The 22,340-nt window shown below is 65.9% G+C and carries 17 protein-coding genes; 5 read left to right on the top strand and 12 right to left on the bottom strand.

Annotation, left to right across the window (positions count from 1 at the left end; genetic code table 11):
- Positions 1 to 136 precede the first annotated feature (136 nt).
- Positions 137 to 1,855 (top strand): ATP-binding protein, encoded by a 1,719-nt coding sequence (locus BLT60_RS19960; RefSeq protein WP_244521358.1) that lies wholly within the window; start codon positions 137 to 139, stop codon positions 1,853 to 1,855.
- Between the two features lie 36 nt (positions 1,856 to 1,891).
- On the opposite strand, the gene BLT60_RS19955 is transcribed toward BLT60_RS19960, so the two are convergent.
- The 5 genes from BLT60_RS19955 to BLT60_RS19935 form a co-directional block, all read right to left on the bottom strand.
- Complete coding sequence (locus BLT60_RS19955) at positions 1,892 to 2,533, bottom strand: ThuA domain-containing protein (protein ID WP_090879271.1); 642 nt, start codon at positions 2,531 to 2,533, stop codon at positions 1,892 to 1,894.
- Positions 2,534 to 2,574: 41 nt separating this feature from the next.
- On the bottom strand, positions 2,575 to 3,672 hold the full coding sequence (locus BLT60_RS19950; RefSeq protein WP_090879269.1) for a Gfo/Idh/MocA family protein: 1,098 nt from the start codon (positions 3,670 to 3,672) through the stop codon (positions 2,575 to 2,577).
- A 173-nt stretch (positions 3,673 to 3,845) separates the two neighbouring features.
- Positions 3,846 to 4,025, bottom strand: coding sequence for a hypothetical protein (locus BLT60_RS19945; RefSeq protein WP_090879267.1), 180 nt, complete (start codon positions 4,023 to 4,025; stop codon positions 3,846 to 3,848).
- Between the two features lie 111 nt (positions 4,026 to 4,136).
- Positions 4,137 to 5,483, bottom strand: coding sequence for an HlyD family type I secretion periplasmic adaptor subunit (locus BLT60_RS19940; RefSeq protein WP_244521357.1), 1,347 nt, complete (start codon positions 5,481 to 5,483; stop codon positions 4,137 to 4,139).
- Entirely contained in the window at positions 5,480 to 7,240 is a 1,761-nt protein-coding gene (locus BLT60_RS19935; protein WP_244521356.1) for a type I secretion system permease/ATPase, read from the bottom strand. The genes BLT60_RS19940 and BLT60_RS19935 overlap by 4 nt, the downstream gene beginning before the upstream one ends.
- 480 nt (positions 7,241 to 7,720) lie before the next feature.
- Here BLT60_RS19935 and BLT60_RS19930 point away from each other — a divergent pair, with 480 nt between their 5' ends.
- Complete coding sequence (locus tag BLT60_RS19930) at positions 7,721 to 8,953, top strand: NAD(P)/FAD-dependent oxidoreductase (RefSeq protein ID WP_090879265.1); 1,233 nt, start codon at positions 7,721 to 7,723, stop codon at positions 8,951 to 8,953.
- A 21-nt stretch (positions 8,954 to 8,974) separates the two neighbouring features.
- Here the strand turns inward: BLT60_RS19930 and BLT60_RS19925 are convergent, their stop codons facing one another.
- Together BLT60_RS19925 and can are read right to left on the bottom strand one after the other, a co-directional pair.
- Entirely contained in the window at positions 8,975 to 10,003 is a 1,029-nt protein-coding gene (locus tag BLT60_RS19925) for a bestrophin family protein (RefSeq protein WP_090879263.1), read from the bottom strand.
- Positions 10,003 to 10,659 (bottom strand): carbonate dehydratase, encoded by a 657-nt coding sequence (can, locus tag BLT60_RS19920; protein ID WP_090879261.1) that lies wholly within the window; start codon positions 10,657 to 10,659, stop codon positions 10,003 to 10,005. The genes BLT60_RS19925 and can overlap by 1 nt, the downstream gene beginning before the upstream one ends.
- A 119-nt stretch (positions 10,660 to 10,778) precedes the next feature.
- Here can and BLT60_RS19915 point away from each other — a divergent pair, with 119 nt between their 5' ends.
- The 3 genes from BLT60_RS19915 (at position 10,779) to BLT60_RS19905 (ending at position 14,804) form a co-directional block, all read left to right on the top strand.
- Positions 10,779 to 11,495, top strand: a complete 717-nt coding sequence (locus BLT60_RS19915; protein ID WP_090879258.1) for a HugZ family pyridoxamine 5'-phosphate oxidase — start codon at positions 10,779 to 10,781, stop codon at positions 11,493 to 11,495.
- Positions 11,496 to 11,595: 100 nt separating this feature from the next.
- Entirely contained in the window at positions 11,596 to 12,726 is a 1,131-nt protein-coding gene (locus BLT60_RS19910) for a L,D-transpeptidase family protein (RefSeq protein WP_090879256.1), read from the top strand.
- A 143-nt stretch (positions 12,727 to 12,869) separates the two neighbouring features.
- Entirely contained in the window at positions 12,870 to 14,804 is a 1,935-nt protein-coding gene (locus BLT60_RS19905) for a diguanylate cyclase (protein WP_090879254.1), read from the top strand.
- 592 nt (positions 14,805 to 15,396) lie between these two features.
- Here the strand turns inward: BLT60_RS19905 and pnp are convergent.
- The 5 genes from pnp to infB form a co-directional block, all read right to left on the bottom strand.
- Positions 15,397 to 17,532 carry a polyribonucleotide nucleotidyltransferase gene (gene pnp, locus BLT60_RS19900; protein ID WP_090879252.1) on the bottom strand — a complete coding sequence of 712 codons (2,136 nt, stop codon included), beginning with the start codon at positions 17,530 to 17,532 and terminating at the stop codon, positions 15,397 to 15,399.
- 268 nt (positions 17,533 to 17,800) lie between these two features.
- Positions 17,801 to 18,070, bottom strand: a complete 270-nt coding sequence (rpsO, locus tag BLT60_RS19890; RefSeq protein WP_090879249.1) for a 30S ribosomal protein S15 — start codon at positions 18,068 to 18,070, stop codon at positions 17,801 to 17,803.
- Positions 18,071 to 18,293: 223 nt separating this feature from the next.
- On the bottom strand, positions 18,294 to 19,211 hold the full coding sequence (gene truB / locus BLT60_RS19885; protein WP_090879247.1) for a tRNA pseudouridine(55) synthase TruB: 918 nt from the start codon (positions 19,209 to 19,211) through the stop codon (positions 18,294 to 18,296).
- Between the two features lie 6 nt (positions 19,212 to 19,217).
- A complete protein-coding gene (rbfA, locus tag BLT60_RS19880) occupies positions 19,218 to 19,646 on the bottom strand; it encodes a 30S ribosome-binding factor RbfA (RefSeq protein ID WP_090879245.1) in 429 nt (142 codons plus the stop codon).
- 117 nt (positions 19,647 to 19,763) lie between these two features.
- On the bottom strand, positions 19,764 to 22,340 hold the full coding sequence (gene infB, locus BLT60_RS19875) for a translation initiation factor IF-2 (protein WP_090879243.1): 2,577 nt from the start codon (positions 22,338 to 22,340) through the stop codon (positions 19,764 to 19,766).

Genomic DNA, 22,340 nt, shown 5'->3' with positions numbered 1-22,340 from the left:
CGTTCGCAAGGATTGCCGCGCCGCAAGGCCCGCAGGCGCCCGTCTCGTGACCGGTTGTTTACCTTTCCTTTCTACAATCAACGCGGATGGCCCCGAGGCCGCCCGTGTGTTTTCAGCCGCTTCGGAGCGCAGATCGATGCATCAGGAAGACGACGCACCGGATATCGGGCAGATCACATCGGTCAACGGCTCGCACGCGACCGCGCGCCTCGGCGAGGGCGCCATGAAACTGGGGGCGGGATCGGCACGGCTGACGATCGGTCGCCTCGTCGCGATGCGGACCCATCATTCCCGGGTAGTCGGTGTCATCGCCAAGCTTACCGCAGTGCAGCGGCCGGACATGACGGGCGTCAACCTGATCGCCGACATCGATCTGCTCGGCGAGATCCGGCGTCGCGGCGAGCCCGACGCCTTCTTTCAGCGCGGGGTCACCGACTACCCGACGATCGGCGACCAACTGGCCGAGATCGGCGCCGAGGAACTCAAGCTGATCCATCGGATTTCCCGCGGCGACACCATCGAAGTCGGGCGACTGCAACTCGACGACTCGATTCCGGCCTACATCAATTTCGACGAAATGCTGCACAAGCATTTCGCCATCCTCGGCACGACCGGTGTCGGCAAGTCGACCAGCGTCTCGCTGATCCTCAACGAGATCCTCAACAAGCACACCAACCTGCGGATTTTCCTGATCGATCCGCATAACGAATACGGTAACTGCTTTGGCGAACAGGCTAAGGTGATGAGCCCGAAGAATCTGCGCCTGCCCTACTGGCTGTTCAATTTCGAGGAGATCGTCGACGTCTTCTTCCGCGGCCGGCCGGGGGTCGAGGAAGAGACCGAGATCCTGTCCGAGCTCATCCCGGCGGCCAAGGCGCAGTTCGCCGCCAACCGCCGCGACCGCCTGCTGATGCGCAAGCTGGCGGGTGGGCACACCGCCGACACCCCGGTCCCCTACCGGATTTCCGATCTCGTCGCGCTGATCAAGGAGCGGATGGGCAAGCTGGAGAACCGCTCCTCCTGGACGAAATACCAGCGCATCGTGACGCGGATCGAAACGCTCGGCCAGGACAGCCGCTATTCCTTCATGTTCGACAATCTGCTGGTCGACGACATCATGACCGACGTGATCAGCGAACTGTTGCGGCTTCCGCCCGAGGGACAGCCGATCACCGTCATGCAGCTCGCCGGCTTTCCGGCCGAGGTGGTCGACTCGGTGGTCTCGGTGCTTTGTCGCATGGCGTTCGACTTCGGCACCTGGAGCGACGGCGCGGCGCCGATCCTCGTCGCCTGCGAGGAGGCGCATCGCTACGTCCCCGCCGACAGGCGTCTCGGCTTCGGCCCGACCCGCAAGGCGCTGTCGCGGATCGCCAAGGAAGGCCGCAAATACGGTGTCTACCTTGCCGCCGTCACCCAGCGCCCGGCCGAACTCGACCCGACCATCCTTTCCCAATGCAGCACGGTCTTCGCCATGCGCATGTCGAACGATCGCGACCAGGCGATCGTTCGCTCGGCGATCCCCGACGCCGGATCGAGCCTGCTCGACTTCCTGCCGTCGCTGGGAACGGCCGAGGCGATCGCCTTCGGCGAGGGCGTGGCGCTGCCGACGCGCTTCCACTTTTCGGACGTGCCGAAGGAACAGATACCGCGCTCGCGCGCCGGCGAACGCGATCAGGAATTCGAGTCCGTCGGCGACGTCGACATGGGATTCATTTCCGCCGTGGTCGATCGCTGGCGCGAGGCGACCACGACCATCCCACGCCCACGCCTGTCGGTGGTCGACGGGGAGACGGTGTCGGCCGAATCCGAATGGACGACGACGCACTACGCGCCGGACCCTGCCGACTTTCGCTGAGACGCGCCCCCGGCCGGTCCTCGCGCTCCAGCGGCTCTAGCGGGCCGCCCAGAGAAGGCCGCGCCGGACGATGGTGCGCATCTCCGGCACGTCGAACTCGCTGGCCACGTGACCGAGCGACGAGTAGAAGACGCGGCCCTTGCCGTGGCGCCGCTTCCACACCACCGGCATCACCACGCCGTCGATCCACGGGGCGTAATCGCCGTTGAAGGTGGTCGTCGCGAGGACCTCGTTGGACGGATCGACATGCAAGTAATACTGCTCCGACCGGTAGTCGAAGTCGTCGATGCCGGCCATGATCGGGTCGTCGCGCCCGGTGATGTTGACCCGGTAGTCGATGATGTTGCCGGGATGGGCGACCCACTGGCCGCCGCACATGAACTGATACTCGACCGCCTCGCGAAAAGCGTCGCACATCCCGCCGTGATAGCCGCCGAGGCCGACGCCGCCTTCGACGACGCGCGTCAGGTTGGCGACCTCCTCCTTCTCGATCTTCGACATCGTGAAGATCGGCACGATCAGGCTGAGGTCGGCGATCGCCGGATCGGCGAAGGCCGCCGTCGAATTTTCGAGGCGAACGCTGAAGCCCTCCTCCTCGAGCATGCCCGCAATGACCCTGGCGCCCTGTTCCGGCTCATGTCCGCTCCAGCCACCCCAGACGATTAGCGCTTCACGCATTCTTCCCTTCCTCCCGGATTTCGATTCTGGATCGTGCTTGTTCAGTCGAGGATGCCCGCCGGGAGGCCCGGCGCCAGCGCCGCCGGTCGTTCGGGGCGGCTCTCGATGGCGATATGCACGCCCTCGTCCGAGGAGCGCTGGATCGCCTCCATCACTTCGAGGACGTGAAAGGCGAGGTCGCCGCTGGCGCGGTGCGGACGGTTGGCGCGGATGGCGTGGGCCATGTCGGCGACGCCGATGACGCGGTAATTGCCGTCGGCGTGGGCGTGCTCGGTCGCGACGCTCTCCCAGGCGCCGCCGGCCCGGGCGATCTCGATATCGCCGCCGAAGTCGTTCGGATCGGGCACGGACATCGCCGCCTCGCTGCCATAGAGCTCGATCGGCCGGTGACGGTGGGCGGCGACGTCGAAGCTCATGACGACGGTCACCACGGGGCCGGAGACGAATTCGAGAGTGCCGGCGGCGTGGGTAGCGACCTCGACCGGGACCACGGTTCCATTCAGCGGCTCACTGGTGATCAGCCGCTCCGAACGGGCTCGCGAGGTAACACCGGCGACGCGGCGAACCGGCCCGAGCAGATTGACGAGATCGGTGATGTAATACGGGCCCATGTCGAGCATCGGGCCGCCGCCGGCGAGATAGTAGAAGCCGGGATTGGGATGCCACCGCTCGTGGCCCGGACACATGAAGAAGGCCGTGCCGGCGAGCGGCATGCCGATGGCGCCCTCGTCGATCAGCTTGCGGCAGGTCTGGTGCGCTCCGCCGAGAAAGGTGTCCGGCGCGCAGCCGACCCTGACGCCCCTGTCACGCGCGGCATCGAGCAGGCGGCGCGCCTCGGCGACGGTGACGGCCAGCGGCTTTTCCGAATGGACATGCTTGCCGGCGGCGATCGCTCGCAGGCCGACCTCGACATGGGCGAGCGGCACCGTCAGGTTGACGACGATCTCGATCGCCGGATCGCCAAGCAGGTCATCGATGGATTTCGCCGGGATGCCGAATTCCTCGCCGCGCGCCGCCGCCGCCTGCGGCGCGATATCGGCGACCGCCCGCACGTCGAGGATCGGAAAGTCCCGCGCCGCCTTGAGATAGGCCGCGCTGATATTGCCGCAGCCGATGAAGCCGATTCCCACCCTGTCCAAGTCGTCGTCTCCCCCCTGAGCAACCGCTGCGCAACACGCAGCGCAGTCTTGTGCCACAAAAACCTGCCGATACGAACCGCAGGTTGCCGTCGCTGCGTTACGCGGGCGTGCAAAGAAAAAGGGCCAATCCCGGAGGATCGGCCCTTTTCAACGACCCGGCTCTGGCCAGGGTCTCACTTCTCGGTGCTGCGCGCCGCTGTCTCGCCGGATGTGATCTCGGCTGCCGCGGTGGCGCCGGAGAACACGTAGCTTGCAGCGGTCGCCAGAAACTGGCGCAGGTATCCGTCGGTCTCGATCCACTCGTCGGCGGAGAAAAAATCGGTCGGCGATGTTCCGACAGCCAAGTCCGTCATGATCCCCTCCCGGGTTGGTTGATCTGGTCGGGTGTTGGTCCCCATACCCATTCTAGTAAGCCACGCGGCGGCGGGTGTCTGTGACGCCCATCACATCCGCGCAGCCAGCCGTCAGCGCTCCCGGAACGTGTGCATGATCTGGTCGCCCAGCGGCTTGACCAGATAGGACAGCACGGTGCGGTCGCCCGTCGAGATGAACACCTCGACCGGCATGCCGGGAACCAGCTTGTCGCGAAGTTCGTCAATCGCATGCGACGGCATGGCGATGCGCGCCATGTAATAGGTCTGCCCGGTTCTCTCGTCGGTGACGACGTCGGGCGAAACCGTTTCGACGATACCCTCATATTCCGGCGTATTGCGGCTCCCGAAACCGGTGAAGCGCAGCGTCGCCTCCTGTTGCGGATGCACCCGGTCGATCTGGTTGGGCTGGACCGGCGCCTCGACGACGAGGAGATCGTTCTCCGGCACGATGAGCATGATCTGTTCGCCGCGGCCGACGACCCCGCCGACGGTATGCACGGCGAGCTGATAGACCGTGCCGGCAATCGGCGCCCTGATGTCCTGGCGCTTGAGCTGGTCATCGGCGGCGATCTTGCGCTCGATCAGTTCGTTGATCTTCGAACCGGCATCGGCGAGTTCGCGCGAGGCCTCGCTCTGGACGTCCTGGTCTATCTGCAGGATCTGCAGTTCGGCCTGGGCGATTTCGGCCCCGATCTGGGCGGCCGAGGCGACGAGCTGACCGAGCTGGCCGTCAAGCTGCGCGACGCGCCGCTCGGCATCGACCATGCGCTCCGTCCCGACCAGGTCCTTCTCCTTCAGGCCGCGCAGGCCGGCCACTTCCTCGTTGGTGAGCTCGATCTGCCGCCTGACGGCGTCTTCCTGCGCCTTGATGCCGACGAGCTGCTGCTCGAGTTCGGAAATCTTCTTGCCCAACTGGTTCTTCTGCCCTTCCCGGGCGGTCCGGCGCAGTTCGAAGGCGCGGCTCTCGATCGACATGGCCTCGGCGACATCCGGGTCGGACGCGTGCGCGGTCAGCAGATCGGGAAAGGAGATCTCGGCCGCGCCACTGCGCTCGGCCTGGAGGCGAGCCCGGCGGGCGAGCTCCTCGTTGAGTCCCTTGGAGACGATTGCCTGATTGGCCGTCGCCATGGTCGAGTCCAGTTCGATCAGCACATCGCCGGCCTTGACGTGGTCGCCGTCCTTGACGTTGATCGCAACGACGGTGCCGCCCTCCGCGTGCTGGATCTTCTTGACCTTGGTGCTGACGACCAGATGGCCACCGGTCACGACCGCCGAAGAGAAATTCAGCGTCGCGGCCATGCCGCCGAGCCCGAAGACAAGGGCGCAAAAGGCGATACCGCCGATCAGCAGATGGCGGCGCAGGCCCTGGCGGATGAAAGTCTTGTGCGGATGCTCTTCGTCAGGCGAAGGCAGAGCCAGCTGTTTGGCATCGCTCAACTTGGAGCTCCTTCGGGTTCGGGCTGCCGGTCCTGGATCGATGGCGGCGCCGACGGCTTCAGCACCTTGCGCAGAACTTCCTCCTTCTCCCCGAAGGCCGCCATGCCGCCATTGACCATGGCAAGCGCCATGTCCACGGCTTCAAGGGCGCTCGGGCGGTGGGCGACGACCACGGCAATGCCGCCGCGCTTGCGGACCGACATGATGGCGCGGCTCAAGGCGGCGTCGCCCTCGGCGTCGAGGTTGGAATTGGGCTCGTCGAGCACGACGAGGAACGGATCGCGGTAGAGCGCGCGCGCCAGGGCGACCCGCTGGCGCTGTCCGGCGGAGAGCGACGAGCCATTCTCGCCGATATCCGTCGTATATCCGTCAGGAAGGTGCAGGACGAGATCGTGCACGCCGGCGGCCTTGGCCGCCTCGACGATCAGGGCGGGGTCCGCATCCGGCTCGAAGCGCGAGATGTTCTCCGCGATCGTGCCGGCGAACAACTCGACATCCTGCGGCAGGTAGCCAATGTGCTGGCCGAGGATGTCCGGATGCCATTGCTCCAGCGCTGCGCCATCAAGGCGCACGCGCCCGCGGGCCGGCGCCCAGGCGCCGATGATCACCCGGACCAGCGACGACTTGCCGGCGCCACTCGGACCGATGACGCCGAGCGCATTGCCGGCGCGCAGGTTGAAGCTGACATCGACCACGGAGGGCCGGCTCGAGCCGGGCGGGACAACGGCGAGGTTCTCCACCGCGAGGGTTCCCGTCGGCCGCGGAAGGGCCATCGGCTCCTCGGTGGTCGGGAACTGGGCCAGCAGCCGGTTCAGCCGGTGCCAGGCCTGACGGCTGCCGACAAAACCGCGCCAGTTGGCGACGAGTTGCTCGATCGGCTGAAGCGCGCGGGCGCCGAGGATCGACGCAGCGATGATGATGCCGAAGGAGGCGCCGTGTTCGATGACCAGATAGGCGCCGAGGCCAAGCAGGCCGGACTGGAACATCATCCGGAAGACCTTCGAGGCGCCGGCGAAGGCGCCGGAGCGCTCCAGCACCCGGAGATGGCTGGCCTCGTAGGACCGGTTGACCTCGCCCCAGCGGTCGGCGAGGCGACCGGCCATTCCGAGCGAACGCAGGACCTCGGCGTTGCGGCGGCCTGCCTCGATGACGGCGAAACGCTGGCCGCCCTTGTCCGCCGCCTCGAGCGACGCGGCCCGCACGGACATGTCCGTCGCCAACGTCAGGCAGAAGATGACGACAGCGCCAACGATGACGGCGTAGCCGATCAGTGGATCGATCAGGAAACAGATCGTCACCTGGATCGGCAGAAACGGCATGTCGGCGAAGGCGGCGGGACCACCGGAGGAAACGAAGGTCCGGATCTGGTCGAGATCGCGCAAAGGCTGGAGGCCATCGCCCGGCAGGGCGTTGCGAAGCGGCATCGTGACCACGGCCTTGAAGACCTTGGGATGGACGACCTCGTCAAGATAGGCGCCGATCCTGACCAGGATCCGGGCCCGGATCTGGTCGAAAAAGCCGAGCGCCGCGTAAAGCAGGGCGACGATCGCACCGAGGGCAAGCAGGGTCGGGATACTCTGGCTCGGCACGACCCGGTCGTAGACCTGCAGCATGAACAGGGGGCCCGTCAGCGTCAGGATATTCATGATGCCGCTGAAAATGACGATGCCGACAAGGGCCCGCCGGCAATCGTAGATCGCGGAGGCGAGTTCCGACCGGCCCGACACGGCTTCTGGTTTCTTTGATCGTGAGGCCACGCCGATCGATCCTTAAGTCAGTTAAAGCAAACCTTGTCGCACACGAGGCCTACACCGCCCAAGTGTCGAAATTATCAACGGAAATAGAACCTGAAAGTGACAGCCGTCACAACGAAAGGATGTGTATAGCCTGTTCGCAAACAAAGGATTACCCTAAATTTACCACGGACGATGGCTCCGCCGCCCGGAAACGCGCCTCGCCGCACTCATGCCGCCGCCTGCGCCCTGTGCAGTATCGGACAACCACAGCGATCCCTGTCTGACCGCGTGGGACGACGGGACGGCTATCGGCGACGCCTGTCTCCAATTGCCGCGCCTGCCGCGCCCGTGTTGACGCCGGACCGGCCGCATGTAGGTTGCCGGGCAGACTATTGTCATTGGGGAATGGTCATATTGGGGCATCAAGACGGCGGCAGAGCGGCCCGGGCCACAAAGCGGCGACGCGCGACAACCGCGCCGTTGCCCGCCGGCTAGGCGACAATGGCAACCATCGCCGTCATCGGCGGCGGCATTGTCGGCTGCGCCACCGCGGCATGGCTGATCGCTGACGGACACAGCGTCACCCTGTTCGAACGCTCGCTGGACGAGCGACCGGCATCGGCAGGCAATGCCGGGCTGATCGCGCTGCCGGAAATCACGCCCCTGGCGCGCCCCGGCGTGTTGTCCTCGGTGCCCGGCTGGCTCGTTGACCCTCTGGGGCCACTGGCGATCAAGTTCCGCGACCTGCCGGCGCTGACGCCCTTTCTCATGCGCTTCATCGCCGCCGCCAATCCCACCCGCGTCGAGGCGGCGACGGCCGCGCTTGCCGGCCTGATGGGATCGGCCCTTGCCGACCATCAGGAGCTCGCCCGCCGGAGCGGCCTGTCCCGTCACATGACCCGGACGGGCGCCCTCCATGTCATCGACGGCGCGTCCGCCTACGGCGCCGCACGCAAGGAATGGACGGAGCGGCGCCAGCACGGGGTCGAGGTCAACGAGATCGCGCCGGAGGCCGCGCGCCGCATGGTGCCTGCCCTGACCGGTCGCTTCAGCAACGCGCTCTTCGTGCCCGACTACTGGATGGTGTCCAGCCCGGCCGCCGTCCTTGACGCGCTGCGTGCGCGCATCCGCGCGGCCGGAACGATCTCGCGAAATGACGTGATCGCCATTCACCGCGACGACCGCGAGGTCTCGGTGATCACCGCCGAGGGCGGCGACCTGCCCTTCGACCGGATCGTCGTCGCGGCCGGCGTCTGGTCGCGTGACATCGTTCGCGACCTCGGTCTGAAAGTGCGCCTTGAGGCGGAGCGCGGTTACAACATCACCCTGGCTGGAAACCCGGTCGACCTTCCGCTGCCGGTGGTCTTCGCCCAGTTCGGCATGGCGGTGACGCCCCTGGCCGACGGGCTGCGGATCGGGGGCGCGGTCGAACTGGCGACGCCCGACGCGCCGCCGAACTACCTGCGCGGTGAAGCGATGCGCAAGACGCTGCGGCGCTTCATTCCGACACTGCCGGAAACCGGGGGTTCGGAGTGGATGGGACGCCGGCCGGCAACGCCGGATTCCCTGCCGGTGATCGGCCGCGACCCGCGCGATCCGCGGATCGTCTTCGCCTTCGGCCACGGCCATCTGGGCCTGACCCTTTCGGCCGCCACGGCGCGCCACGTCTCGGCGCTGATCGGCGGCAGGGACGACCCGGGCCTGAGGCCTTTCGGAATCGAACGGTTCCAGTAGCCCGTCACCGCGCGACGCTGGTCAGTAAAGGACGCCGTCGACCGGCTGCATCGGGTCCGGCACGTCCCCGGCCCCCATCATCTCGAGGAGTTCGATCTCGATCGTCCGGGCGAGCGCGGATATCGGCACATCTGCGACACCACCCTCGAAAGGGTCCTCCGTCGAATCGCTGACCCGCTCCATGATGTGGAAGACCCAGGAGATGAGCAGCGTGAACGGTATCATCAGGAGCAGGTAGTCGAGTGACGCCTCCTCGGACATGGAACGAAGCGCGGTCTCAGCCTCGAAGGAATCGACGAAGGCGAGGGGCAGGAGGATGATGAAAATCCAGGTGAACATCAGGCCGAAATTCGCGACCTGGCGTGGAAACGGCGTGTTCTTGATCCTCTCGCATTTCCCCTGGCCGTCGAACAGGGCGGTGATCATGGCCATCATCGCTACGTGTCGATAACTGTCGAGAAAGCCCTGTTCGGCCAGTTCCCGCAAGCGATCGCCCTGACGGCGCAGGAGATGCGTGGCGATGTTGCCGGTCGCCTCGACCTCGGCGATCTCCTCCGCCGACAGAAGCCGTCGGTAGCTTTCGGGGGTCTGGTGGTAGTCGGCATCCTGGAAGATCAGGCGACGGCCAAAGGCGTAGGTGGCCCCGGCCGCCTTGAGCCGCGACCTCGCCCGTAGCTGGAAGGCCAACGCATGCACCCAGGCTATGTGCCGCCTGATCAGGTCCTGCCGAACGGCGGGATCGAGTTTTCTGCCGTCGGCGTAGATCAGATTGAGAACGCTGTTGCCCCAATCCCGGCTGCCGGTGATGATTGCGCCCCAAACCTGCCGCGCCTCCCACCAACGGCTATAGGCGGAGGTGCTCTTGAAGCCGAGATAGAGCGAGACCGCGATGCCGATTGTCGTGACCGGCACGATTGGAATGGATAGAAACCGCAGTTCCAGGATCTCGTTGAGATAGACAACGATCCCCGACCAGAGTGAGACGCCGATCAGGAACGGCCATGAATCACGGAGCAGGTGATGTACATGGATCCCGCGACGGACATACATTATGCGCCGGACACTCTGGAAGGCGGGATGTCGACGGGCGCGTATCGATCCTGGTCCAGCGTCTCGGGGCCGCGCGAGCAAAGGCCCTGCACGATGCCGTCCTTGATGCTGTAGACCCAGCCCTCGACCCTGAGGTCGGCGCCGCGCTGCCAGGCTTCGCGGACAATGGTCGTGGCGCAGACGTTGTGGACCTGCTCGATGACGTTGAGTTCGCACAACCGGTCGACGGTCTCTTCACCCTCCGGAATGCCCTTGAAGGCGTCGGCATGGAGGCGCTTGACATTGCGGATGTGACCCAGCCAGTTGTCAATCAGGCCATGATTTTCGCTGGACAGCGCGGCCCTCACCCCGCCGCAGCCATAGTGGCCGACAACGATGATGTAGCGGACACGGAGCACCTCGACCGCGAACTGGATAACCGAAAGACAGTTGAGGTCCGAGGGGACGACCACATTCGCGATGTTGCGATGAACAAAGACCTCACCCGGCGGCAGATCAATGATCTGGTTGGCCGGGACGCGGCTGTCGGAACAGCCGATCCAAAGGAATTCCGGGGTCTGCTGGGCCGACAGATTGACGAAGAAATCCGGATCGACTTCCTTGATACGCTCGGCCCATTGCCGGTTGCGGGCAAACAGATCGTGGTACTTGGACATATGACGGGCACCGATCGCTTGGAGGGCAACAACAAGCAGCCACTAGGCCTCAACTTGCCGCCGGCCGTCAACGACGCGTTCAAGCTGTTGCGATTCCAGCGAAAAGAGCGAACGGCAAAATGACAGGCGACGACAGGATTCCTGCGGCGCAGGCAGCGCGGCGGCTTGTGCGGGTGGCCTCGATCGGGGGGCTGGCGACGCTGAGGGGTGACGGGGGGCCGTTTTCGTCGATGGTCGCGGTGGCGACGACGGCGGTCGGGGAACCGACGCTGCTCCTGTCGACGCTGGCCGCTCATACGCGGAATCTCCAAAAGGAGTCACGCGCTTCCCTGCTGATTTCGGCGGAAAACCGCCATAATGGCGATCCCCTGGCGGGGAGTCGGGTGACCTTGAACGGAAATGTAGTGGCCGACGACGATCCGGCGACCCGGCGCCGCTTTCTTGCCCGCCACCCGACAGCGGCCGGCTATGCGGATTTCGGGGATTTCGGCTTCTATCGCCTTGTTTTCACTGACGCTCACCTCGTTGCCGGTTTCGGGCGAATCGTCGACCTGGAACGCCAAAAGCTGCTGGCGCCGGCGGGACTGGCCGATAGCGAGGAAGGGGCTGTGGCGCACATGAATGCCGACCACGCCGACGCCGTCCGCCTCTATGCAACCCGGCTGCTCGGACTGCGGGACGGGCAATGGACGGTCACGGGCGTCGATCCGGACGGCCTGGACATGGCCTGCGACGGGCAGCGGGCGCGTCTGGACTTCGCCGAGACAGTCGAGACACCCGGTGCGCTTCGCGCCACCCTCGCCGCTCTTGCAGGAAAAGCGCGCAACAACGGCTAGTTGCGCCATCTTTCGCTCCTAATGTCCGACAAGAAAGCAGGGAGCCTTTCCGGCGCTCGCGCGTTATGCCCTTGCGCCCTTTTCACCGGGAACCCTGTCCATGACATTCCGCTCGGCCGCTCGCGCCGCCCTGATCTCAACGACCCTCGCGACGCCTTTGATCCTCATGCCAGGCATCGCCGGCGCACAGGACGAACTCGTCCCACCCGAAGAGATTCCGGTCGGCGAACCGGCGCCGATCGCCGAGCCGGCCCCCGCCGGAGAACCGGCACCGGCGATGGATCCGGCGGCGGCCGAAGCACCGGCGCCACCGGAGACCGTCAGCTTCACCGCGGACGAAGCCAACCTCGCCGAATTCACAGGCGGCGAATTGCCGGGCGGCAAGAAGGCCGATCCTCTGGTCCTCAAACTCCAGGTGCTGCTCGACCGCGCCGGCTATTCGCCGGGCGTGATCGACGGCATCATGGGCGACAACGTCCTCAAGGCGATCGTCGCCGCGGAAGCGGCGATCGGCGCCCCTCAGGACGGGGTGCTCGACGAAGCGGTGTGGCAGGGCCTCGTCGCATCGCAGGACGCAGTGCTCGGCCTGTACACGATCACTCCGGAGGACCTGGCCGGTCCGTTCATTCCCGACCTGCCGTCGGACTATGGCGAGCTTGCCAAGCTCGACCGGTCGGCCTTCCGGACACCCCGCGAAATGTTCGCGGAGCGATTCCATATGGACGAGACGCTGCTCGCCAGGCTGAATCCCGGCATTGATTTCGGCGCGCCCGGCTCGCAGATCGTGGTCGCAAATCCCGGGGCGTCGCGAACCGACATCGCCGTGACCTACATCATCGCCGACAAAACGCGGAAGCAGCTTCTCGGCTACGACGCCGCGAACCGACTGGTGGTCTCGTACCCGGCAACGATTGGCAGCGAGGAGCTCCCCTCGCCGTCGGGTGTTCACAAGGTCAACGCGGTGGCATGGGACGCGGCCTATTACTACCGGCCGGCCGTCAACTTCCAGCAGGGCAACAACAAACGCAAGCTGACGATCCCGCCCGGTCCGAACAACCCGATCGGTACGACCTGGATCGACCTCAGCGAGCCGACCTATGGCATTCACGGCACCCCGGAACCGTCACGAATCGACAAGACCAACTCGCATGGCTGCATCCGCCTGACCAACTGGGACGCGGAGGAGCTGGCGGGACTGGTCGAGAAGGGTGTGCCGGTCGAATTTCGCTGAAAACGGCGAACAGGTACTCAAAAGAAGTAGCAATTGATTCACCATAAAACACGTTAGCGGACTGCGACTCACAATCGATTCTCCTTTCGCCCCTAACCATGGCAGACCGCCGAACGTGGCGGCCGAGTATGAGATCGGTAACGATGGACGTCGCGAACACATCCTGGAGCGGGCTTCTCGCCAACCTCGCTATTATTGCGATCCTGATTTCGGTCTGGACGCATAGTCAGGAATTGACCGGTCGGTGGCCCCGACAGGTCTATCTCGCGCTGCTCGCGGCGATGACCAGCGGCGGCACCATCGCGCTGATGAATCTGCCCTTCGAGATTCAGCCCGGCGTCATTACCGACCTGCGAACAACGCTGATTGCCTTGTCGGGCTTTCTCGGGGGGCCGGTCGTCGGCGTCGCCACAGGCATCGTCACTGCCCTCTACCGCTTTCACCTCGGCGGCATCGGCTGGCCGGCTGGCGTGGTTGGCGTCACCGTGGCGACCTGCGTCGGTATCGGCGGCCACCTTCTGCTGCGCGGCCGCAGCCCAAACCGGCGGGATGTCTTTGTCTTTGCCACGGCAGCGGCAACCGGGGGCCTGGTGGGCTTCTTCTTCCTGCCCGACGGGATCTGGCAGCCAGCCATTACCAAGGCGGGCTTGCCGACTGTCGCCCTGATCTTCGTCTCGACCGTCATCGCCGGACTTGCGATCGTTCAGGAGAACCGGCGTCGCGAAACCGCCAGCGCCAACCTGATTTATCGCGCGATCATCGATTCGCTGCCCGACTCGCTGAATGCCAAGGATCTCGACGGGCGGTTCACCGCAGCCAATCCGCGGACGGCCGAGCTGATGATGGCCGAGAGTCCGCAGGCGCTGGTCGGTCGCACGGACTTCGACTTCTACCCGCCCGATACCGCCAAGGCGTTCCGCGACGACGAGGACAAGGTCATCGCCGGCGGCGAGGCAATGACGATCGAACAGCGGCTGGTCCACCGCGACGGCTCGAAGGCGTGGCTGTCGACGATGAAGGTGCCGCTTCGCGACGACGCCGGCAAGATCATCGGCCTGATCACCCACAACCGCGACATCACCGACAGAAAACTGCTCGAAGACGAGTATGCCGAGAGCCAGCGACGCCTGTCCGACGCCCTGACCTTCATGGCGGATGGACTGGTGATGTTCGACAAGAACGAGCGGCTGGTCTTCTGCAACGAACAGTATCGCACGCTCTTCCCGAAGACCGCTGACCTCAGGGTCCCGGGAACGCAATTTCGCGACCTCCTGCGCGCCACGATCGAGCGCGGGGAACAGGGGGGCGTCGAGGCCGGCAAGATCGAGGAATGGATCGACCGGGTCGCTGCCTCGCTCGGCAAGGCCGGCGACCAGGAAATCCAGCTCGTCGACGGACGGTGGTTGCATGCCCGAGTCCGGCCGATCGCCGACGGCGCATCGCTCAGCGTCATTTCCGACATCACCCATCAGAAGCAGGCTGAAGCCTCACTTTCAGAACTGAACGAGCGTCTCGAAGCGCTCGCCCGCACCGACGCCCTGACGGGGCTCCTGAACCGCCGCGCCTTCGACGAGGCGCTGGAGCACGAGTTCAGGCGCGGCGCCCGCACGGCCGCGCCGCTGAGCCTGCTGATGATCGATGTCGACCACTTCAAGGCATTCAACGACACCTATGGCCATCCCGCCGGCGACGACTGCCTGCGCAAGCTTGCCCAATGCCTGCAGCAGACGATCAAGCGCCCGGCGGATACGGCGGCGCGCTATGGCGGCGAGGAACTGGCCGCCATCCTGCCGGACACCTCGCCGGAAGGCGCAGTCCTGCTGGCGGAGGATTTTCGCAACGCGGTGCGTGAACTGGCGATCCCGCATTCGGGGAGCGACAAGGGAATCGTGACGGTCAGCATCGGCGTCTCGACCCTCGGCCGGGGCAACACCATCGGCGCCCACGACGATCTTGTCCACCGGGCCGACGAGGCGCTCTACGCCGCGAAGGAAGCCGGGCGCGACCGCGTTCAGGGCGGGCGACCGACCCTTGCGGCGGTCGGTACGGCCGGGCGCGCAGCCGCCTCCAGCCGATAGCTCCTGCCACCGGCGGCCCGCGCGGCAGCAAACGAACATCCAGACTGTATCGGCTGCCAAAGCTGCCGGGTCAGGTCAGGCGACATGCACCGCCAGCCGCGGGTTTCGCATGCAGGTGGAATCCGGCGACCTGGACGAGACCAGTGTCGCACGACGGACTCCGATCGTCTTATCGACGACCACCGGAGCTAGCGCCCCATCAATTCGATCATCATCCAGGTGTTGGTGATCAGGAGGTACAACAGCATCAGGCCGATCAGGCCGAGGAAAGTCGTTCGCACCAAGAGTTTTTCTCGCGTTCCGGGTATCCCGGCCGCGACGACCCAGGCACCGATTCTCGACTGTCTCCTCCTTCTCCCGGTGTCGAAATAGACGGAAGCGCCCACGGTTGTGAAGGCGCAACCCGACACACGCGCAAGAACGCAAGCTTCAAAAACTTCTCGGCGGCTCCCACCGTGCTCAGCGTATGATCCGGCGTCCGCAACGCAACTTTCTTTCGCGGTCTCCCGCGTCGCCGCCGCCGATCGGACATGAAAAAACGGCCGGCGAAAATCGCCGGCCGTTCTCAGATTCGCGGAAGATGATTCGGCGATCAGCCGGCTTCGGCTTCGGCCTTCTCTTCCTTGATCTCCTCGCCGCTTTCCTGGTCGACCATCTTCATCGACAGGCGGACCTTGCCGCGCTCGTCAAAGCCGAGGAGCTTGACCCAGACCTTGTCGCCTTCCTTGATCACGTCGGTCGTCTTGGCGACGCGATTGGGGGCGAGCTGCGAGATATGGACGAGGCCGTCGCGAGCGCCGAAGAAATTGACGAAGGCGCCGAAATCGACGGTCTTGACCACAGTGCCCTGGTAGATCGTGCCGACCTCGGGCTCGGCGGTGATCGACTTGATCCAGTTCAGCGCGGCGGTGATCGCCTTGCCATCGGAGGAAGCGACCTTGACCGTGCCGTCGTCGGAGATATCGACCTTGGCGCCGGTCTTCTCGACGATCTCGCGGATGACCTTGCCGCCGGTGCCGATCACTTCCCGGATCTTGTCGGTCGGGATGGTGATGACCTCGATGCGCGGGGCATATTCGCCGAGCTCGGCACGCGCCTCCGGCAGGGCCTTGTGCATCTCGCCGAGGATATGAATGCGGCCGTCACGCGCCTGGGCGAGAGCAACACGCATGATCTCCTCGGTGATGCCCTGGATCTTGATGTCCATCTGCAGCGAGGTGACGCCCTCGGAGGAGCCGGCGACCTTGAAGTCCATGTCGCCGAGGTGATCCTCGTCGCCAAGGATATCGGACAGGACGGCAAAGCGCTCGTCTTCCTTGATCAGGCCCATGGCGATACCGGCAACCGGACGCTTCAGCGGCACACCGGCATCCATCAGCGCCAGCGAGGTGCCGCAGACGGTGGCCATCGAGGACGAACCGTTGGACTCGGTGACTTCCGACACGACGCGGATCGTGTAGGGGAAGTCGTGATGCGCCGGCAGGATCGGACGAACCGCGCGCCAGGCGAGCTTGCCGTGGCCGATCTCGCGGCGGCCGGGGGAGCCCATGCGACCGGTTTCACCGACCGAATAGGGCGGGAAATTGTAGTGCAGCATGAAGGATTCCTTGTAGGTCCCCTCCAGGGCGTCGATGAACTGCTCGTCGTCGCCGGTGCCGAGCGTGGCAACCGCCAGCGCCTGGGTCTCGCCGCGGGTGAACAGGGCCGAACCGTGGGTGCGCGGCAGCAGGCCGACTTCCGAAGTGATCGGCCGGACCGTCTTGACGTCGCGGCCGTCGATGCGGATGCCGCGATCGAGGATGTCACCGCGGACGATCGCCTTTTCGAGCTTCTTGAACATCTGGCCGACGAGCTGCGGCGACGGGGCATCCTCGGCCCCTTCCGGGATCAGCGCGGCGACGAGCTTTGCCTTGACCGCGTCGATGGCGGCGCGGCGCTCGGTCTTGCCGGGGATTCCATAGGCGCCGCGCAGGTCGTCTTCGGCGGCGGCGCGGGCCTTGGCGTAGAGGTCCGAGTTGTCGACTGACTTGATCGCGCGGGGCTCCTTGGCGGCGCGCTCGGCGAGCTGGATGATCGCGTCGATCACCGGCTGCATGCCCTTGTGGCCGAACATAACGGCGCCGAGCATGTCGTCCTCGGAAAGCTCCTTGGCCTCCGACTCGACCATCAGAACCGCGTCGGCGGTGCCGGCGACGATGAGGTCGAGCTTCGACTCTTCCATCTGGTCGATCAGCGGGTTGAGGACGAAGGCGCCCTCGGACATGCCGACGCGGGCGCCGGCGATCGGCCCCATGAAGGGCAGGCCCGACAGGGTCAGTGCCGCGGATGCGGCGACCATCGCGACGATATCCGGATCGTTCTCGAGGTCATGGCTGAGCACGGTGGTGACGACCTGCGTCTCGCACTTGTAGCCATCGACGAAGAGCGGCCGGATCGGCCGGTCGATGAGGCGGGAGGTCAGGGTTTCCTTTTCGCTGGGCCGGCCTTCGCGCTTGAAGAAGCCGCCGGGGATCTTGCCGGCTGCGAAGGTCTTTTCCTGGTAGTTGACCGTGAGCGGGAAAAAATCGATCCCGGGGCGCTCTTCGGGCGCGCCGACGACGGTCGCCAAGACGGTGGTCTCGCCATAGGTGGCGAGCACGGCGCCATCGGCCTGGCGGGCGATCTTGCCGGTCTCGAGCACGAGCGGGCGACCCGCCCATTCGATCTCGACTCGCTGGACATCAAACATGGTTCATCCTTTCATCCATCGGGTGGACGCGAAGGCGAGCCATGGACAAGACGGCGAGACGCTCTCCCGGGACAAAGCCCTTCACGAGAAAGCGTCTGGCGATCCTGCCATGGCCCCTATCCGGTCCACTTTTCCTGGGCGCGGCGACCCCATGCCGCCGCGCGGGGGGTGCATTCCGGAGCCGATCCGCTTCAAGGGGATCGTCTGGCTCCGGCCTGGTTCGTCATAATGGCCCGCGGAGCGTCGATACGCTTCCGCGGGACCTTTTCTAGCGCCGCAGTCCGAGGCGGCCGATCAGCGTCTTGTAGCGCTCGACATCGAGGCCATTGACGTAGTTGAGAAGCCGGCGGCGCTGGCTGACCAGCTTCAGGAGGCCACGCCGGGAATGGTTGTCCTTGCCGTGGGTCTTGAAGTGTTCGGTCAGGTTGGCGATCCGCTCGGTGAGGATCGCGACCTGGACTTCGGCCGAGCCGGTGTCGCCCGACTTGGTGCCATATTCCTTGATGAGCGCCTGCTTGCGCTCTGCCGTTATCGACATCGGGTATCCTTTCTAAAAGTTCGGCAGGGAACGTCCCTGCCGGTGGGGTACGGCCGGTGCCGGGATGTCGTCCAGCACGGTCGGGAATGGAATACATGCCGCGCGGACCTGGGGCCCTCGGCGGATGCGCGGGGAATATGACGGAAAGGCCCGTCAATTGCCAGCGAAATAAGCCCGCGTCCAAGCCGTTGATTGGGCTCGGCTTTCCGGATTCGCGAGATGGTCAAGCGCGAAACACCCGGCGCGGATGGAACTCGCCATGCTCGATCTCGCCGATGGCGATGGTGCGGCCGGCGACCGTCGCCTGGGCGGAACCGGCGATCGGCAGATCGTTGCCGCGGACCAGGACCGAGCCGCCGCGCATGATCTCGGCCGCGTCGCGCTGGCCGACGACGACCTCGGGCAGGTCGCCAAGCGCGGTGGCGATCGGCAGGAGGAAGCGGTCGAGCGAACTGGCCGGGCCCTCCTCGCGCGCCTTGATCACATCGGCGATGGTGATCGCGGTCGCCTCGGTGAAGGGGCCGACGGCGAGGCGGCGCAAGGCGACGACATGACCGAGGGCGCCGAGCTTGCGGCCCATGTCGCGGGCGAGCGCGCGGACGTAGGTGCCCTTGCCGCATTCGGCCTCGAAGACGGCGTGGTCGGCGTCGGGAACCTCGGTCAGTTCGAACCGGTGGATGACCACCGGGCGCTCGTCGATCTCGACGGTCTCGCCGTCGCGGGCGAGGTCATAGGCGCGGGCGCCGGCGATCTTGATCGCCGAGAAGGCCGGCGGGCGCTGCATGATCTCGCCGAGGAAATCGCCAAGCCGGGCCTCGATGGCGGCGCGGTCCGGGCGGAGGTCCGAAGTTTCGACGACCGTTCCGTCGGAATCGTCGGTATCGGTTTCGGTGCCCCACTGGACGGTGAAGCGGTACAGCTTGCGGCTGTCCTGGACGAAGGGCACCGTCTTGGTCGCGCCGCCGAAGGCGATCGGCAGGATGCCGGAGGCCAGCGGATCGAGCGTGCCGGCGTGGCCGACCTTGGCGGCGTCGAACAGGCGCTTGACCGAGCCGACCGCGGCGGTCGAGGTCTGGCCGACGGCCTTGTCGAGGCACAGCCAACCGGAAATGTCGCGGCCCTTGCGCTTGCGATTTGCCATCGGGGTCTATTCGTCGTCCGGTTTGGTGTCGAGGTCGCGCTTGACCGCGGGATCGCGCAGCAGCGCGTCGATGCGGTCGCCGACTTCAAAGGAGGTATCGAGCAGGAAGCGCAGATCCGGCGCATGGCGAAGGTCGACCCGGCGGGCGACGGCGCCGCGCAGGAACTTCTTGCTGCGGTCGAAGGCCGCGACCACCGCTTCGCCATCCTTGCCGCCGAGCGGCATGACGAAGACGGTGGCGAGGGTGAGATCCGGCGACATCCGGACTTCCGGGACGCTGACCACCGTGCCCTCGATCACCGGATCGTGGATCTCGCCCTGGAGCAGGATGTCGGAGAGCGCGTGACGCACCAGTTCGCCGACGCGAAGCTGGCGCTGGGATGGACCGGAAGCTCGGGAGGATTTCTTGGCCATGGCGGTTCTTGCTGCTGGCATCGCGCCGGGCGGGGATATCGCGATCCCCGGCCCGGCGGCGCATGCTTGGCGGATGTGCCCGCGACCGACATCGGCACGCCCGGTCGGGCAGATACCGAAGCCGACAGGCGACGATCCCTAGAGCGAGCGAGCAATCTCCTCGACGCGATAGCACTCGATGACATCGCCGGGGCGCATGTCCTCGTAGCTTTCGAAGGCCATGCCGCATTCCTGCCCGGTCGGCACTTCGCGAACTTCGTCCTTGAAGCGCTTGAGGGTCGACAGCTTGCCTTCGTGGATCACCACATTGTCGCGGATCAGGCGGACATGGGCACCACGCTGGACGACACCGTCGGTGACGCGACAGCCCGCGACCTTGCCCGTCTTCGAGATGTTGAAGATCTCGAGGATCTCGGCATTGCCGAGCATGGTCTCGCGACGCTCCGGCGACAGCATGCCGGACATCGCCGCCTTCACGTCATCCACGAGGTTGTAGATGATGTTGTAGTAGCGGATCTCGATGCCTTCGGCCTCGGCGGCGTTGCGTGCCTGGGCATTGGCGCGGACGTTGAAGCCGATGATCGCCGCATCCGACGTTGCCGCAAGCGTCACGTCCGACTCGGTGATCCCGCCGACGCCCGAATGGAGCACGCGGGCCGCGACCTCGTCGGTGCCAAGCGCCTCGAGCGCCTGGGTGATCGCCTCGACCGAGCCCTGTACGTCGCCCTTGATCAACAGCGGGAAGACCTTCTGGCCGCTGGCCTGGAGCTGGTTCATCATCTCCGCCAGCGAGCCACGGGCACCGGTCAACCGGGCCTGCGCCTTCTCACGCTTCTGGCGGGCGCGGTAAGCCGTGACCTCGCGGGCGCGGGACTCGGACTCGACAACCGCCATCCGGTCTCCCGCATCCGGCGCGCCCTGGAAGCCCAGAACCTCGACCGGCATGGAGGGGACGGCGGCATCGACCTGCACGCCGTGATCGTCGATCAGCGCCCGCACCTTGCCCCATTCGGAGCCGGCGACGACGATGTCGCCAATATGGAGGGTGCCGCGCTGGACCAGCACGGTGGCGACCGGACCGCGACCGCGATCGAGCTTCGCCTCGACCACGGTGCCTTCGGCCTCGCGATCGGGATTGGCCTTGAGTTCAAGCAGCTCGGACTGGAGCAGGACCGTTTCGAGCAGCTTGTCGAGATTGGTCTTCTGGATCGCCGAGACCTCGACATCGAGAATCTCGCCGCCCATCGACTCGACGAAGACCTCATGCTGCAGCAGTTCGTTGCGGACGCGGCTCGGGTCTCCATCCGGCTTGTCGATCTTGTTGATCGCAACGATGATCGGCACGTTGGCGGCCTTGGCGTGATGGATCGCCTCGATCGTCTGGGGCATGACGCCATCGTCGGCGGCCACCACCAGGATGACGATATCGGTCACCTTGGCGCCGCGGGCACGCATCGCCGTGAAGGCGGCATGGCCGGGGGTGTCGATGAACGTGATCTTCTGACCGTTCTGCTCGACCTGATAGGCGCCGATATGCTGGGTGATGCCACCGGCCTCGCCGGTGACGACATCCGCCTCGCGGATCGCGTCGAGAAGCGACGTCTTGCCGTGATCGACGTGACCCATGATGGTGACGACCGGCGGACGCGGCTGCAGATCGCCCTCGTCCTCGGTGCCGGAGAACAGGCCTTCCTCGACGTCGGATTCGGCGACCCGGCGAACGGTGTGGCCCATTTCCTCGGCGATCAGCTGCGCGGTATCGGAGTCGATGATATCGGCGGCCTTGACCAGCTGGCCCTGCTTCATCAGAAGCTTGATCACCTCGACAGCGCGCTCGGCCATACGATTGGCGAGTTCCTGGATAGTGATCGTCTCCGGAATGACGACCTCGCGGACGACCTTCTCGCGCGGGCCCGTATCGTGGGTGCGGGCGCGTTCGCGCTCGCGGCGACGACGGATCGAGGCGAGCGAACGGGCGCGCTCCGTATCGTCGAGCGCATTGCCCAGCGTCAGCTTGCCGCGACGCCGCTCTTCCGGCCGCTTTACCGGCTTGACCTCGGTCGGCGGGGCCTTGGTCTTGATCCGGCCGCGCAGCGCGCCGGCTTCGTCGTCGTCCGGCACGACCGCCTCGGCCTTGGCGGGGCGCTGGCGCTCGGGCGCCGGCGCGACCGGCGGCGCGACTGCGGGCGCTTCGTCGCCGGCCTGGCGGCGCGCGGAATTCTCGGCGCGGGCGCGGGCAGCTTCCTCGACCTTGCGGCGGGCATCGTCTTCGGCCTTGCGGCGCTCCGCCTCGGAGCGCTCACTGGCGAGACGGGCTTCCTCTTCGGCGCGGCGCTTGGCCTCGGCCTCGGCGTTGCGGCGTTCCTCCGCCTCGCGAACCTTGGCGTCGGCAAGGGCCTTGGCCCGGGCATCGATCTCATCGTCCGAAAGATGACGCAGGACCATGCCGGCGGCGGGAGCCGGCGGTGGCTTGGGCGCTTCCGGCACGGGGGCCGGCGCGGCAACCTTCGGCTCGGGCGCGACGGGCGCCGGCGCTGGCGCCTCGGCCTTCGTCTCGCCGGGCATGTTGATGCGGCGCTTCTTGCGCTCGACCTGCACCGTATTGGTGCGGCCATGCGAGAAGCTCTGCCGAACGGTATCCCGCTCGATATTGCCGCGCTTCAAACCGAGCGTCTTTTTCGGTGCCGTTAATGTCTTGTCGGTCGTCTCAGTCAT

The sequence above is a fragment of the Bauldia litoralis genome, assembly GCF_900104485.1.
GTDB lineage: Bacteria > Pseudomonadota > Alphaproteobacteria > Rhizobiales > Kaistiaceae > Bauldia > Bauldia litoralis.
The sequence above is the reverse complement of the archived record's forward strand: the minus strand, read 5'-3'. Positions and strand labels throughout refer to the sequence as shown.